The organism is Pseudomonadota bacterium (assembly GCA_041395565.1).
Classification (GTDB): Bacteria; Pseudomonadota; Gammaproteobacteria; order UBA9214; family UBA9214; genus UBA9214.
Genome location: JAWLAI010000006.1, coordinates 141,163 through 156,165 on the forward strand (window position 1 = coordinate 141,163; position 15,003 = coordinate 156,165).

At 67.7% G+C, this 15,003-nt stretch carries 12 protein-coding genes and 1 pseudogene; 2 read left to right on the plus strand and 11 right to left on the minus strand.

Annotated elements, in window-relative coordinates; all coding sequences use genetic code 11:
* Positions 1-31: 31 nt before the first annotated feature.
* The 6 genes from ruvA to R3F42_10445 form a co-directional block, all read right to left on the minus strand.
* Positions 32-628: a Holliday junction branch migration protein RuvA gene (gene ruvA, locus R3F42_10420; GenBank protein MEZ5542448.1), complete on the minus strand. Its 597-nt coding sequence runs from the start codon at positions 626-628 to the stop codon at positions 32-34.
* Entirely contained in the window at positions 625-1,140 is a 516-nt protein-coding gene (gene ruvC, locus R3F42_10425; protein ID MEZ5542449.1) for a crossover junction endodeoxyribonuclease RuvC, read from the minus strand. Before ruvC ends, ruvA begins: the two co-directional genes overlap by 4 nt.
* Positions 1,141-1,267: 127 nt before the next feature.
* On the minus strand, positions 1,268-2,014 hold the full coding sequence (locus R3F42_10430) for a YebC/PmpR family DNA-binding transcriptional regulator (protein ID MEZ5542450.1): 747 nt from the start codon (positions 2,012-2,014) through the stop codon (positions 1,268-1,270).
* An 86-nt stretch (positions 2,015-2,100) separates the two neighbouring features.
* Positions 2,101-3,450, minus strand: a complete 1,350-nt coding sequence (locus R3F42_10435) for an SGNH/GDSL hydrolase family protein (GenBank protein MEZ5542451.1) — start codon at positions 3,448-3,450, stop codon at positions 2,101-2,103.
* A gap of 258 nt (positions 3,451-3,708) precedes the next feature.
* Positions 3,709-5,490: an aspartate--tRNA ligase gene (gene aspS / locus R3F42_10440; protein MEZ5542452.1), complete on the minus strand. Its 1,782-nt coding sequence runs from the start codon at positions 5,488-5,490 to the stop codon at positions 3,709-3,711.
* 84 nt (positions 5,491-5,574) lie between these two features.
* The gene (locus R3F42_10445; GenBank protein ID MEZ5542453.1) at positions 5,575-5,871 is read right to left on the minus strand and encodes a zinc ribbon domain-containing protein; all 297 of its coding nucleotides are present in this window, start codon (positions 5,869-5,871) and stop codon (positions 5,575-5,577) included.
* A gap of 152 nt (positions 5,872-6,023) precedes the next feature.
* On the opposite strand from R3F42_10445, the gene R3F42_10450 reads away from it, so the two are divergent.
* On the plus strand, positions 6,024-7,841 hold the full coding sequence (locus tag R3F42_10450; protein ID MEZ5542454.1) for an ABC transporter ATP-binding protein/permease: 1,818 nt from the start codon (positions 6,024-6,026) through the stop codon (positions 7,839-7,841).
* Positions 7,842-7,912: 71 nt separating this feature from the next.
* On the opposite strand, the gene R3F42_10455 is transcribed toward R3F42_10450, so the two are convergent.
* Positions 7,913-8,503: an outer membrane beta-barrel protein gene (locus tag R3F42_10455; protein ID MEZ5542455.1), complete on the minus strand. Its 591-nt coding sequence runs from the start codon at positions 8,501-8,503 to the stop codon at positions 7,913-7,915.
* 203 nt (positions 8,504-8,706) lie between these two features.
* Here R3F42_10455 and R3F42_10460 point away from each other — a divergent pair, with 203 nt between their 5' ends.
* Positions 8,707-9,534 (plus strand): SDR family oxidoreductase, encoded by an 828-nt coding sequence (locus R3F42_10460; protein MEZ5542456.1) that lies wholly within the window; start codon positions 8,707-8,709, stop codon positions 9,532-9,534.
* A 143-nt stretch (positions 9,535-9,677) separates the two neighbouring features.
* Here the strand turns inward: R3F42_10460 and clpB are convergent.
* From clpB to rluD, 4 genes and pseudogenes are all read right to left on the minus strand, one after another.
* A pseudogene (clpB, locus tag R3F42_10465) lies at positions 9,678-12,271 on the minus strand (ATP-dependent chaperone ClpB).
* 98 nt (positions 12,272-12,369) lie between these two features.
* The gene (locus R3F42_10470; protein MEZ5542457.1) at positions 12,370-13,158 is read right to left on the minus strand and encodes a ZIP family metal transporter; all 789 of its coding nucleotides are present in this window, start codon (positions 13,156-13,158) and stop codon (positions 12,370-12,372) included.
* A gap of 45 nt (positions 13,159-13,203) precedes the next feature.
* Positions 13,204-13,944: a peptidoglycan editing factor PgeF gene (pgeF, locus tag R3F42_10475; protein ID MEZ5542458.1), complete on the minus strand. Its 741-nt coding sequence runs from the start codon at positions 13,942-13,944 to the stop codon at positions 13,204-13,206.
* A gap of 85 nt (positions 13,945-14,029) precedes the next feature.
* Positions 14,030-14,998, minus strand: coding sequence for a 23S rRNA pseudouridine(1911/1915/1917) synthase RluD (rluD, locus tag R3F42_10480; protein ID MEZ5542459.1), 969 nt, complete (start codon positions 14,996-14,998; stop codon positions 14,030-14,032).
* Positions 14,999-15,003: the final 5 nt, after the last annotated feature.

The following is a 15,003-nucleotide window of genomic DNA, read 5'->3' on the forward strand; positions in this document are numbered from 1 at the left end:
TGACGGGAAGTTCCGGTTTAATCGGCGGCCCCTAGGATACCGCCGCTTGCAGGGCACGGCGGATGAGCTCCTCGGACGACAAATCCTTGGCGTCTAGTGCCCGCACCATGCGGCTCGCCTCCTGCGGCTTGTAACCGAGCCCGACCAGGGCGCTGACCGCGTCCTCGACCGGGCTCGCCGCCACCGGCGCGGGCGTCCCCGCCGCGACTGGCAGCGTGCCGGCCTCGGCGGCCAGGCGGTCGCGCAGTTCGATGATCAGCCGCTCGGCGGTCTTCTTGCCGATGCCGGGCAGGCGCACCAGCGCCTGGGCGTCGCCGGCCTGGACGCAGGCGATGAACTGGCCGGCGTCCATGCCCGAGAGGATGCCGAGCGCGAGCCGGGCGCCGACGCCGTTGACCTTGAGGAGGTGGCGGAACAGCGTGCGGTCGGACAGCCGCGCGAAACCGTACAGGGTGTGCGCGTCCTCGCGCACCGCCAGGTGGGTGTAGAGGGTGACCTCGTGACCGATCGGCGGCAGCGCGAAGAAGGTGGTCATGGGCGCGTCGACCTCGTAGCCGACGCCCTGCACGTCGAGCAGCAGCGTCGGCGGCTGCTTGTCGAGCAGGCGACCGCAGAGCCGCCCGATCACGGTCGCACCTCGCGCAGCGCGGGCGCGGCCTGCAGCCGGCGCCGCGTCTGGCGGTGATGGCCGTGGCAGATGGCGATACCGAGCGCATCGGCGGCATCGCTCGGCGGCGTACCCCGCAGTGCGAGCAGCACGCACATCATGTGCTGCACCTGCTCCTTGGTCGCCGCGCCCGTGCCGGTGACGGCCTGCTTGATCTCGCGCGGCGCGTATTCGTCGACGGGCAGCGCATGCTGCACGGCGGCGCAGATGGCCGCGCCACGCGCCTGGCCGAGCTTGAGCGCGGAATCGGCGTTGCGGTTGATGAACACGCGCTCGATGGCCATTTCGTCGGGACGGTATTCGCTGATGATCTGCGCCACCCCGTTCAGGATGATGCCGAGCCGGACGGCCAGGGTGTCGCCCTTGGCGCGGATACAGCCACTGGCGACATAGGTCAGACGCTGGCCGTCCTGGTCGACGATGCCATAGCCCGTCACCCGGGAACCGGGATCGATGCCGAGGATGCGCGTCATGTCCGGCGCCCACGCCCCCGTGTGTGCAGATTGCCGTTTTGCATCAATGTCCCCCAGCCGCAATCGATGCCATCCGCAGGCACGGACCGTGTCCGCGCAGCCTGCTCCCGGGCTGACGCCGCGCCGCCTACGCCAGCTGTGCCAGGATGTCCTCGGCAATGTCGGCGTTGGAATAGACCGCCTGCACGTCGTCCAGATCCTCCAGCCGCTCCAGCATGCGCACCATTTTCTCCGCGTCTTCCAGCTCCAGCGCGATGGTGTTGTCGGCGCGCATGGTGATCTCGGCCTGCTCGGGCTCCAGCCCGGCGCCGACCATCGCCTCGCGCACCTCGATGAACTGGTCCGGCTGGGTCAGCACGTCGAAGGAACCGTCGTCGTAGCCGCGCACGTCATCGGCGCCCGCCTCCAGCGCGGCCTCCATGAGCCGGTCCTCGTCGGTGCCCTGCGGATAGCTCAGCACGCCGGACTTGGTGAACTGGTAGGCCACCGAGCCGTCGGTACCGAGATTGCCGCCGGCCTTGGTGAAGGCATGGCGCACCTCGGCCACGGTACGGTTGCGGTTGTCGGTCATGCAGTCGACCATGACCGCGACGCCGCCCGGGCCGTAGCCCTCGTAGCGCACCTCTTCGTAATTCTCGCCCTCCGCGGCGCCAGCGCCGCGCTTGATCGCGCGCTCGATGGTGTCCTTGGTCATGTTGGCGGTCAGCGCCTTGTCGACGGCCACTCGCAGGCGCGGATTGGAAGCCGGGTCCGGGTCACCCATGCGCGCGGCGACGGTGATCTCGCGGATGAGCTTGGTGAACAGCTTGCCGCGCTTGGCATCCTGGGCATTCTTGCGATGCTGGATGTTCGCCCATTTACTGTGTCCTGCCATGTAACTGCTACCTCATGCCGCAAATTGCCGGCATTCTAGCATTGCGCGCTGCCCGGCGGTATCGACGCCTCCGGCCCGGTCATGCGCTAACCCGGACAGCAGGCCGGACCGAAGCGCTGCGGATCGACCGAGTCGATCACGCCCCGGAACGGCAGCCGCAGGACCTGCCGCGCACTGAGCATGGCGATCTCCCCTGCCGGCCAGCCGTTCTGTTCGACGAACGCTTCCGACTTGAAGTACCAGAGTCCCTCGTCGTTGACCAGGCTCAGGTAGATCGAGTTGTCTTGCGCGTATCCGTACAGGCCGCGGGCCGGCGCCGGCACCATGCCGGCCACGGCAGCGGCCAGCGCGGTCCCGATCACCCGGTAGCCGGCCGGGAACGGGTGGCCGTTGGTGTCAGCGGGATACAGCGCGGCAGCGCCGAGCGCGGCCTGCTGCAGCGGCGCGACGACGTCGACGTAGCGGGCCCCCGCCACGGCCTGGAGCGCCGCGGCCAGGACGGCGATCCGGCCGGACTCGGCCGTGACCAGCGCCTGGTACGGCGCCGGCGCGGCCAGCTGCTCCGCTGCCACCTTCTGCGCGTAAACCAGCTCCTTGGTCGGAATGATGGTGAAGACCAGCTGCACGTCCAGCTTCCGTGCCCGTTCCGCCAGCAAGCGGCCGACCTCGGCCATCAGCGCATAGCCGGCCTCGACGCCGGGATGCTCCGTATTGGCGATCAGGCGCAGCTGCGGCGTGAACACGGTGCTGACCCCGTCGGCGAAGGACACCGGCCAGCGTTCCTCGGGCGGGACGTCGAGCGAGACTTCCGGCAACCCCGCCAGCGAAACGCCGGCGGCGATGCCGGCGCGCTCGCGCAGCCAGTGCCAGTTCTCGTTGCCCTGCACCAGCTGCAGGGTCTCGAGCGGGTCGTTGCCGGTATAGAAGGCGACCACGACGACATAGGGACGGAAGGCCGCCGCATAGCTCAGCATGTCCAGGTACTGCACCGCCGCCCAGCCGCCGGTGGACATGTTGTAGAGGTTCGCATCCTCGCGCTGCAGTGCCTGCAGCATCCAGGACGGCCAGTTCTCCTCCAGCGGCGCGTTGTTGCCGTAGGTCATGCTGTCGCCGATGGTGACGATGTCCGCCGCCACCGGCACCGCGGCATTGCGGAATCCCAGCACGTCGTGCGGACCGAGCGCGGGTTCGGGCGGATAAAACGGCAGCGCCCGCACCTTGGTCAGCGGATCCTTGAGCAGGAACTCCCGGCTGCCGGCCAGCCGGTCGCGGAACACGCCCCGGTAGAAGGCGGGCAGCTGTTCGTCGAGCTGCACCAGTTCGAGATCCACGGGCCGCCCGCCGAGCAGGCCGGGCGCCAGCTTGCGGATCAGGCCGAGGGCGACCAGCAACGTCACGGCGGTCACGGCCAGCAACAGCAGGAGGTTTTTTTTCATGTGTCAGCCTCGCGGTTACTAGAACCTATCTCAAAATTGGCGCAAGCATTCTTACATCGTCATGCCCGCGCAGGCGGGCATCCAGAAAACCCGCGAGATACTGGATCCGGGCCTGCGCCGGAATGACGAAAAACTTGGCCGCCGCAGGATGTTCCAATTTTGAGACGGGTTCTGCCGGATACAGGGATCCGCGCACACCGGTGCATCAGTCACCGGCCGGAAGCGCAATGCCGGCGCCTGCGGGCGCCCCGCGCGCGCTCAGGATTCCAGTGCCGGCGGCTTGCGCAGGTGGATGCCGAGCTCGATCAGCTGGCCCGGCGCCACGGCGGACGGCGCGTTGGTGAGCGGGCAGGACGCGGTCTGCGTCTTCGGGAAGGCCATCACCTCGCGGATGGATTGCGCACCGGCCATCAGCATCACCAGGCGGTCGAGACCGAAGGCGATACCGCCGTGCGGCGGGCAGCCGAATTTCAGCGCATCGAGCAGGAAGCCGAACTTGTCGCGCGCCTCCTGTTCGCCGATGCCGAGCAGGTGCAGCACCGCCTCCTGCATGTCGGTGCGGTGGATACGGATGGAGCCGCCGCCGAGCTCGGTGCCGTTCAGCACCATGTCGTAGGCCCGCGAGAGCACGCTGCCCGGCTCGAAGGCCAGCTCTTCCGGGTTCTCGAGCTGCGGCGCGGTGAACGGGTGGTGCAGCGCCATCCAGCGGTTGGCCTTCTCGTCACGCTCGAACATGGGGAAGTCGACCACCCACAACGGCCTCCATTCGCCCTCGAGCATGCCGAGGTCGTGCCCGAGCTTCACGCGCAGCGCGCCGAGCGACTCGTTGACGATCTTCGTCTTGTCGGCGCCGAAGAACACCAGGTCGCCGTTGACGACGCCGGTGCGCGCGACGAGTTCGGCGACCACCGCGTCGGGCAGGAATTTCAGGATCGGCGACTGCAGGCCCTCGCGCCCGGCCGCGACGTCGTTGACCTTGATGTAGGCCAGGCCCTTGGCGCCGTACTTGCCGACGTACTTGGTGTAGTCGTCGATGTCCTTGCGGCTGATCTCGCCGCCGCCCGGCACGCGCAGCGCGGCGATGCGCCCGTTCGGGTCGTTGGCCGGACCGGAGAACACCTTGAACTCCACCTGCTGCATCAGGTCGCCGAGATCGACCAGCTCCAGCGGGATGCGCAGGTCGGGCCGGTCGGTGCCGTAGCGACGCACGGCCTCGTGGTAGGTCATGCGCGGGAAGGCTGCGGGCAGCGTCACGCCGATCACGTCGCGGAACAGTCCGCGCACCATGGTCTCGGTGATGCCCATGATGTCGTCTTCTACTAGGAACGAAGTCTCGATATCGAGCTGGGTGAATTCCGGCTGGCGGTCGGCGCGCAGGTCCTCGTCACGGAAACAGCGCGCGATCTGGTAGTAGCGGTCGACGCCGCCCATCATCAGCAGCTGCTTGAACAGCTGCGGCGACTGCGGCAAGGCGAAGAACTCGCCCGGATGGGTGCGGCTCGGCACCAGGTAATCGCGCGCACCCTCCGGCGTGGAGCGTGTCAGCACCGGGGTCTCGACGTCGATGAAACCGTGCGCATCGAGATAGTTGCGCATGGCGCGGGTGATCTGCGCGCGCATGCGCAGGCGCTCCTGCATCTGCGGCCGGCGCAGGTCGATGTAGCGGTAGCGCAGCCGGTTCTCCTCGCTGACGTCGGTCTCGTCGAGCTGGAAGGGCGGGGTCTCCGCGCTGTTCAGCACGGTCAGGGCGGTGCCGAACACCTCCACCGCGCCGGTCGGCATGTCCGGGTTCTCGGTGCCCGCCGGGCGCCGCCGGACCCGGCCGGTGACCTGCAGGACGTACTCGCTGCGCACCCGCTCGGCGGTGGCGAAGGTCGCGGCGGCATCGGGATCGAAGACCACCTGCACCAGCCCGCGGTAATCGCGCAGGTCGATGAAGATCACCCCGCCGTGGTCGCGCCGGCGGTGCACCCAGCCGCACAGGGTCACCTCCCGGTCGAGGTGGGTCGTGTCGATTTCACCACAATAATGACTGCGCATGGCTGGCTTCCGGTGTCGCGGGCGTTGCAAAGCGTGAAATGGTACGGGCTTGCGCGTAAAGGCGCAATATCAGACTGATCCGATTCAGGTTTTGGGCTTGGGTTTGGACGTGCCGCCGGCCGCCTTCGCGCCGTCCTTGGACGGCTTGTCCGCGCCGCCCGCGGCCGGCTTCTCCGCCCCGGCCACGTTTTTCTTGCTGCCGGTCTTGAAGTCGGTCTCGTACCAGCCGCCGCCCTTGAGGCGGAAACCGGCGGGCGAGATCAGCTTTTTCAGCGTCTCCTCCCCGCACGCCGGGCAGCGGGTCAACGGCGGCTCGCTGATCTTCTGCAGGGTATCGAAGGTGTGCCCGCAGGCGGCACACTGGTATTCGTAGATCGGCATGAGCGTATTCCCGTACTCCGGCCCGGTATTCAGGCTGGCGCATTATATACAGGCCGTGCGCGGCCTGGAAACGGGCCGGGCCGCGGTCGCGGTACCCCCGGCGGCCCGATTCTGTGAGAATAGCCCCCGACTCCCCTGCGCCCGCGATCCTCATGCGTACCCGCCGACAGACCGACATGCCGGGCACCACCGGTTACGACATCCGCACCCTGCGTGCGCTGGCGCCGTTCCTGTGGGCCTACCGCGGCCGCGTGCTGCTCGCGCTCGGCGCCCTGGTGCTGGCGAAGGTCGCCAACGTCGGCGTGCCGCTGGTGCTGAAGGAGATCGTCGACAGCCTGGACAGCAGCAAGCAGGCGGCGCTGGCGCTGCCGCTGGGTCTGCTGCTCGGTTATGGCGCGCTCAAGCTCGCCAGCACGCTGTTCAACGAACTGCGCGACTCGGTCTTCGCCCGCGTGCGCCACGGGGCCATGCGCCAGGTTTCGCTCAAGGTGCTGGAGCACCTGCACCGGCTGTCGCTGCGCTTCCACCTGGAGCGCAAGACCGGCGGACTCTCGCGCGACATCGAGCGCGGCACCAGCAGCGTCAGCTCGCTGATGAACTACATGGTGTTCAGCATCATCCCCACCCTGGTGGAGATCGCCATGATCGCCGGCATCCTGCTGGTGCGCTACGACGCGTGGTTCGCCGTGGTCACCTTCGTCGCCGTGGTCGTCTACATCGCCTTCACCATGACCATTACCGAGTGGCGCATGAAGTACCGCATCAGCATGAATGCGCTGGACTCGCGTGCCAACACCCAGGCCATCGACAGCCTGCTCAACTACGAGACGGTGAAGTACTTCGGCAACGAGGCCTACGAGCTGCGGCGCTACGACGATACCCTGCAGGACTGGGAACAGGCGGCGGTCAGCAGCCAGACCTCGCTCTCGGTGCTCAACTTCGGCCAGGCCGCGATCATCGCCGCGGGCGTGACGCTGCTCATGCTGCTCGCGGCACAGGGCGTGGTCGCGGGCCGGATGACGCTCGGCGACCTGGTGCTGGTCAACGCCTTCCTGCTGCAGCTGTTCATCCCGCTCAATTTCCTCGGCGTGGTCTACAGCCAGCTCAAGCACGCGCTCGCCGACATGCACCTGATGTTCGAGGTGCTGGAGCGCACGCCGGAAATCACCGACCGCCCGGGCGCCCCCGCGCTCGACCCCGGCCGCGGCGAGATCCGCTTCGAGCACGTCTCCTTCGCCTACGATCCCGCGCGCCCGATCCTGCACGACGTCAGCTTCAGCGTCGCGCCGGGACAGAAGGTCGCCATCGTCGGACCGAGCGGGGCCGGCAAGTCGACCATCGCGCGCCTGCTGTTCCGTTTCTACGACGTCAGTGACGGGCGCATCCTGATCAACGGCCAGGACATCCGCAGGGTCGGCCAGGACAGCCTGCGCGAGGCGATCGGCATCGTGCCGCAGGACACGGTGCTGTTCAACGAATCACTGCACTACAACATCGCCTATGCCAGGCCGGGCGCGAGCAGCGCGGAGGTGGAGCGCGCAGCGCGCCTGGCCAACCTGCATGCCTTCATCACCTCGCTGCCGCAGGGTTACGATACCGTGGTGGGGGAACGCGGCCTGAAGCTCTCCGGCGGCGAGAAGCAGCGCGTCGCCATCGCCCGTGCCATCCTCAAGAACCCGCGCATCCTGGTGTTCGACGAGGCCACATCGAGCCTGGATTCGCGCTCCGAGCAGCAGATCCTGGAGGCGCTGCGCGGCGCGGCGGCGCACCACACCAGCCTGGTGATCGCGCATCGCCTCTCCACCATCGTCGACGCCGACCGCATCCTGGTCATGGAGGCCGGCCGCATCATCGAGGCCGGCGTGCACCAGGCCCTGCTGGCGCAGGACGGTGTCTACGCGAAACTGTGGGCCCTGCAGCAGGAAGAGCAGCGGGAACTGGAAGCGGCCGGGGACACCGGCGCCGGCTGAGGCCGCAGGGCAGCCCCGGAAAAACGAAACCCGCCGGGCGGCGGGTTTCACGGGAGTGCGTGACGCGGCGGCTAGAACTCCATGCGCATGCCGACGAAGAATTCGTTCGCCTTGGCGTCGTCGAGGCGGTTGTAGTTACCGACCAGCGCCAGGTTCTTGGTGATGTCGAAGACGGCGCCGACGCCGTAGCCGATATCGTCCTCGCCGTCGAGCTGCACGGCGGAGAGGGTCGCGTTCAGCTCCAGCGCCTTGGTCAGCATGGCGCGCACGCCGAGCTCGGCCAGGTAGCCTTCGTCGGAGTTCGTCGGCACGCCGTTGGAGTATTCGGCATCGAGATAGCTCACGGTGCCGAGCACGTCGATGGTATCGGTGATCCCGTAATGCATGCCACCGCCGATCTGGAAGAGGTCCGCGTCATATTTCAGCGACGAGCCGGATTCCTCGATGAACTCGCGCGCATAGCCGAACTTGAGGAAGATATGGTCCGTCACGCCGAAGGAGATATTCAGGCCGCCACCGTCGCCGCTGGTCTGGTCGGCATCCAGGTTGATGTAGCCGAGTTCGGCATAGGTGTATTCCGGCCCCTTGGCGGCGAGCGCCTGCTGCGCCATGGCGGCAAACAGGGTGCCCGCGAGCATGGCTGTCAAATGCTTGTTGTTCATTCACTCCCCTCCTGAAATTGCGTAGCCATCCGAATGCGGCGGATGATTCTTGTTGAATAACGCGGAGATACTAAGGAATGCGCCCGGTACAGACAAGTTTTTTCCTGCCCGCCGCCGTCGGCGGCCTGCCGCAAGGTCCGCTCGCATGGTTTATATTTTTCTGGATAATCAGTCGCCTGTAACGGCAACCCGGCAGGTACACCATGCAGGAACGCACCATACTCATCACCGGCTGCTCCTCGGGCATCGGCCTGTGCTGCGCGCGCGGTCTCAGGGCGCGCGGCTGGCGTGTATTCGCCAGCGCGCGCAAGCCGGCCGACGTGGAACGACTCGCTGCCGAGGGCCTGGAAAGCCTGCCGCTCGATCTCGCCGACAGCGGCTCGATCCATGCCGCGGTCGATACCGTGCTGGCACGCGGCGGCGGCCGGCTCGCCGCCCTGTTCAACAATGGCGCCTACGGCCAGCCCGGCGCGGTGGAAGACCTGTCACGGGACGTGTTGCGGGACCAGTTCGAAACCAACGTGCTGGGCTGGCACGAACTCACCCGCCGGCTGCTGCCGGTGATGCGTGCCCAGGGGCATGGCCGCATCGTCTACAACAGCTCGGTGCTGGGCTTCGTCGCACTGCGTTACCGTGGCGCCTACATCGCGAGCAAGTACGCCATCGAGGGCCTCGCCGATACCCTGCGCCTGGAGTTGCGCGGCAGCGGCATCCACGTCGCGCTGATCGAACCGGGACCCGTCGAGAGCCGCTTCCGCGCCAACGCCTTCGCCGCCTACCGGCGCAACATCGATGCCGCACAGAGCGTGCACCGGGACGCGTACGCGCGCATGGAACAGCGGCTGGAAAAGGCAGGACCGGCCGTACCCTTCACGCTGCCGCCGGAGGCGGTGCTGAAAAGACTGGTGCACGCCGTGGAAAGCCCGCGCCCGCGACCGCGCTACTACGTGACCTTCCCGACCTACCTGTTCGGCACCCTCAAACGCCTGTTGTCGACGCGCCTGCTCGACCGGCTGCTGTACCGGGTGTAGGCGCGCGTTCGCATGCGCGAACGTCGTGCCACCGGTGTTCGCCGCGGTCCGCGCCTGCCGACGTAATCCGGCTCTGTACCCCCTGAGAACTCCGAGGCGGGAGAATTTAAGATGTTCTTCGCGCCTTGACGCGAGCCGGGTTGTTACGCCGCCGACACCGCGGCACCGCCGCTGGCGGTGAAGCCCAGGCCCGCGCCGCTGACATCCACGTGCACCACGTCGCCGGGACCGAAGCGGCCGGCCAGGATCTCCTGCGCCAGTGGATTCTCCAGCTGGACCTGGATGGCACGCTTGAGCGGACGGGCACCGTACACCGGGTCGAAGCCGGCCTCGCCGATACGGTCGAGCGCGGCGTCGGTCAGCTCCAGGCCGATCTCGCGCTCCGCCAGCCGCCGCCGCAGGATGTCGATCTGCAGGTCGGCGATGGCGCGGATCTGCTCGCGGCCGAGCGGGTGGAACACGACCACGTCGTCGATGCGGTTGATGAACTCGGGCCGGAAGTGCCCGGCCACCACGTCCATCACCGCCGCTTTCATCCTGGCGTAGTTCTCTTCCCCGGACAATTCCTGGATCATCTGGCTGCCCAGGTTGGAGGTCATCACGATCACGGTGTTGCGGAAGTCCACGGTGCGCCCCTGGCCGTCGGTCAGGCGCCCGTCGTCGAGCACCTGCAACAGCACGTTGAACACGTCCGGATGCGCCTTCTCGACCTCGTCGAGCAGGATCACCGAGTAGGGCTTGCGGCGCACGGCCTCGGTCAGATAACCGCCCTCCTCGTAACCGACATACCCGGGCGGTGCGCCGATCAGGCGTGCGACCGAGTGCTTTTCCATGAACTCGGACATGTCGATGCGCACCATCGCCTCCTCGGTATCGAACAGGAAGGCCGCGAGTGACTTGGTGAGCTCGGTTTTGCCCACACCGGTGGGGCCGAGGAACAGGAAGGAGCCGTTCGGCCGGTTCGGATCCGAGAGCCCGGCGCGGCTGCGGCGGATGGCGTCGGAAACCACGCGTACCGCCTCGCTCTGGCCGACCACACGCTGCTGCAACATCGCTTCCATGCGCAGCAGCTTGTCGCGCTCGCCCTCGAGCATCTTGGAGACCGGGATGCCGGTCCACTTGGACACCACCTCGGCGATCTCCTCGTCGGTCACCTTGTTGCGCAGGAGCTGCATCTCGTGCGTCTCGGCGCCCTCGGCCGCGGCCAGCTGCTTCACCAGCTCCGGGATGCGGCCGTACTGCAGCTCGCCCGCGCGGGCGAGATCGCCCGCACGCTGCGCGGTCTCGAACTCCATGCGCGCGCGCTCCAGTTCCTCCTTGATGTGGCTGGCGCCCTGCACCGCCGCCTTCTCCGATTTCCAGATCTCTTCCAGGTCGGAGAACTCGCGCTCCAGGGTATTGATCTCGCCCTGCAGCGCCTCCAGGCGTTTTCTCGAGGCCTCGTCGGTTTCCTTCTTCAGTGCCTCGCGCTCGATCTTGAGCTGGATCAGGCGGCGTTCCAGGCGGTCCATCGCCTCGGGCTTGGAATCGATTTCCATGCGGATGCGGCTGGCGGCCTCGTCGACCAGGTCGATGGCCTTGTCCGGCAGCTGGCGGTCGGTGATATAGCGGTGCGACAGCGTGGCCGCGGCGACGATGGCCGGGTCGGTGATCTCGACGCCGTGGTGCACCTCGTAGCGTTCCTTGAGTCCGCGCAGTATGGCGATGGTGTCCTCCACGCTCGGCTCGTCCACCAGTACCTTCTGGAAGCGCCGCTCCAGGGCGGCATCCTTCTCCACGTACTTGCGGTATTCATCCAGCGTGGTGGCGCCCACGCAGTGCAGCTCGCCGCGCGCCAGCGCCGGCTGAGCATGTTGCCGGCGTCCATGGCGCCCTCCGCCTTGCCTGCGCCCACCATGGTGTGCAGCTCGTCGATGAACAGGATGATCTGGCCTTCCTGCTTGGACAGGTCGTTGAGTACCGCCTTGAGGCGCTCCTCGAACTCGCCGCGGAACTTGGCGCCCGCGATCAGTGCGCCCATGTCCAGGGACAGCAGGCGTTTGCCCTTGAGGCCTTCCGGCACCTCGCCGTTGACGATGCGCTGGGCGAGGCCCTCGACGATCGCGGTCTTGCCCACGCCGGGTTCGCCGATCAGCACGGGATTGTTCTTGGTGCGGCGCTGCAGCACCTGCACGGTGCGGCGGATCTCGTCGTCGCGGCCGATCACCGGGTCGAGCTTGCCCTGCTCGGCACGCTCGGTCATGTCGATGGTGTACTTCTCCAGCGCCTGGCGCTGGTCCTCGGCATTCGGATCGTCCACCTTCTGGCCGCCGCGCAGCTTGTCGATCGACTGCTCGATGAGCCCCTTGCTGGCGCCGGCCTTGCGCAGCAACTCGCCGAGACTGCCCTTGTCCTCCAGCGCGGCCAGCACGAACAGCTCGCTCGAGATGTAGCTGTCCTTGCGCTGCTGGGCCAGCTTGTCGGTCACGTTCAGCAGGCGGCCGAGATCGTTGGACACGTGCACGTCGCCGGCTGCGCCCTGCACCTGCGGCATCTGGTCCAGCATCTCGCCGAGCTTCGAGCGCAGCAGGTTGACGTTGACGTCGGACTGCGCCAGCAGGTGGCGGACGGTACCGCCCTCCTGGTCCAGCAGCGCCGTCATCAGGTGGGCCGGCTCGATGAACTGGTGGTCGCGCCCCACCGCCAGGCTCTGGGCCTCCGCCAGTGCCTGCTGGAACTTGCTGGTCATCTTGTCCATACGCATGAATGAATGCCTCCGCGGCTGTAATCGGTAGTTACCTCCCAGATTGGGGGGTTAGCGGCGGTTTTCAAGCCCGCCCGGCAGCGCTGCAGCACTCAGTGCAGGGTCGAATGGGTCGCGTAGATCAGCAGCACCCCGAGTGCGATCAGGGTCACCTGCTGCACCGTGGCCACACCCTCGACGCGCCGGTGCAGCGTTGGGATCAGGTCGGCCACGGCGATGTAGATGAAGCTCGAAGCCGCCACCGCGAGTACGTAGGGCAGGATCGCTTCCATCTCCTGCAGGGCGAACCAGGCCAGGACGCCGCCGACGACCGTCGTCAGACTGGAGAGGACGTTGTAGACGAAGGCGCGGCCACGCGTGAAGCCGCCATGCAGCAGCACCGCGAAATCCCCCACCTCCTGCGGAATCTCGTGAGCCGCCACGGCCAGGCTGGTGACGACGCCGAGGTGCAGGTCGGTGAGAAAGGCACCGGCGATGAGGATGCCATCGAGGAAATTGTGCAGGCCGTCGCCGATCAGGATCAGGGTGCCGGTGGAGCGGCGCTGGGCGTGGTCGTGCCGCTCATCGGGCACGTGCACTTCGCAGTGATCGGCATGGCAGTGGCGCCACAGCACCAGCTTTTCCAGCAGGAAGAATCCCAGCAGCCCCAGCAACACCGCCAGCGGAATGGCGTGGACATCACGGCCCGCGACACCTTCCAGCGCATGCGGCAACAGTCCGAGCAGTGCGGCACCGAGCAACGTGCCGGTCGCGAAGCTGACCAGGTGCGGCAGCAGTCGATTGCGCAGCGGCTCGCTGAGCACCAGGAACACCGCGGCGGCCAGCACGCTGAGGACCCCGCCGAGCAGACAGAATAGGACGATCCAGGTGAGCAGCGACATTAACCGGTCTCGCGGTAGCGGGAGGCGGTCATGATACGCACCCCCTCACGGACCCGCCAGCCAGACCAGCGTGGCCATGCGCCCGGTCGTGCCATCCCGGCGGTAGGAATAGAAGCGCGCGGCATCGCTGTAGGTACACCAACCACCGCCCTGCACTGCCGGCACCCCGCAGGCCGCGAGTCGCTGGCGTGCCAGCCCGTACAGATCGGCGTACCAGCGACCGTCCGCGCCCGGCGCGAAGGCGGCACCCGCCCGGGCATCCTGCGCCATGAATACATCGCGCACCTCCGCACCCACCTCGAAGGCCGCCGGACCGATGGCCGGTCCCAGCCAGGTCACCAGGTCGGCCGCCGGTACCGGCAACTGCGCCACGGTGGCCTCCAGCACGCCGGCGGCCAGCCCGCGCCAACCGGCATGCGCGACCGCCACGCAGCGCGCCCCGCGATCGGCGAAGACGACTGGCAGGCAGTCGGCAGTGAGCACGGCACAGACGACGCCCGGCCGGCCGGTCCAGGCGGCATCGGCCTCCGGCTCGACCCCGTCCCGCCCGGCCTCGACCACCCGGACCCCGTGGACCTGCCGGAGCCAGACCGGCTCACCCGGCAACCCCAGCGCCGTGCGCAGACACGCCCGGTTGGCCAGCACGGCCGCAGGATCGTCGCCGACGTGGCTGGCGGGGTTCATGCTCGCCCACAGACCGGTACTCACCCCGCCATGGCGCGTGGTCGTGACGGCATACACCGCTGGCGGCGCCTCCCACTCGGGCAGCAGCCAGTCATCCGACATCAGGTAGTTTCCGAGAATTGAATTTCATGTTTATGTAATTCATACGTTTTGTTGATAACAATTCGCACATTTCACTGGACGTCCCTCAGCCACCGTTGGCCAGTTCCTCAGCATCTTCACGTAACACATTGATAAGTCGCTCCATGTCCTGAGGCACCCCCACCTCCCAACCGACCCACGCCCCGCTGGCCGGATGCCGGAGTTCCAACCGGGTCGCATGCAGCGCCTGACGCCGGAAAGCCGTCAATGCCGCCTGCAGGGCCGTGCCGGCACTGGCCGGCAGGCGCAGGCGGCCGCCATAAACGGGATCGCCGACCAGTGGCGTATGCTGGTGCGCCATGTGTACGCGGATCTGGTGGGTACGGCCGGTTTCCAGGCTGACGCGGACCAGGGTGTGGGCCCGGTAGCGCGCCTCGACCCGGTAGTGGGTGACCGCCGGCTTGCCACCCGCGGTCACCGCCATGCGCTTGCGGTCGACCGGGTGCCGGCCTATCGGCGCGTCGATGGTGCCGCCGCCGGTGAGCACCGTGTTCACCACGCACAGGTACTCCCGGGTGACGTCGCGGGCGGCGAGCGCCTCGACCAGCCGCTTGTGGGCGGTGAGGTTGCGTGCGATCACCAGCAGGCCGCTGGTCGACTTGTCGAGCCGGTGCACGATACCCGCGCGCGGCAGCAGCGCCAGCCCCGGGTCGTAATGCAGCAGGGCATTGAGCAGGGTGCCGGCCGGATTGCCGGCCGCCGGGTGCACCACCAGGCCGGCCGGCTTGTTGATGACCAGCAGGTCCGGATCGGCATGCACCACCTCGAGTGCGATCGCCTCCGGCGCGGCGGACGTGTCCTCGGGCAGCGCTGCCGCGATGTGCACGGCCTCGCCGCCCCGGACCTTCTCGCGCACCTGTGCCACGCGCCCGTCCAGCATGACCTGACCGGCCCGGATCCATTGCTGCAGGCGCGCGCGGGAATAGTCGGGCACCAGCGCGGCCAGCGCCAGGTCGAGACGCTGGCCGCGCCGCGACTCGGGTATGATCAGCTGCAGCTCTACGGTCGACATCATGCGTT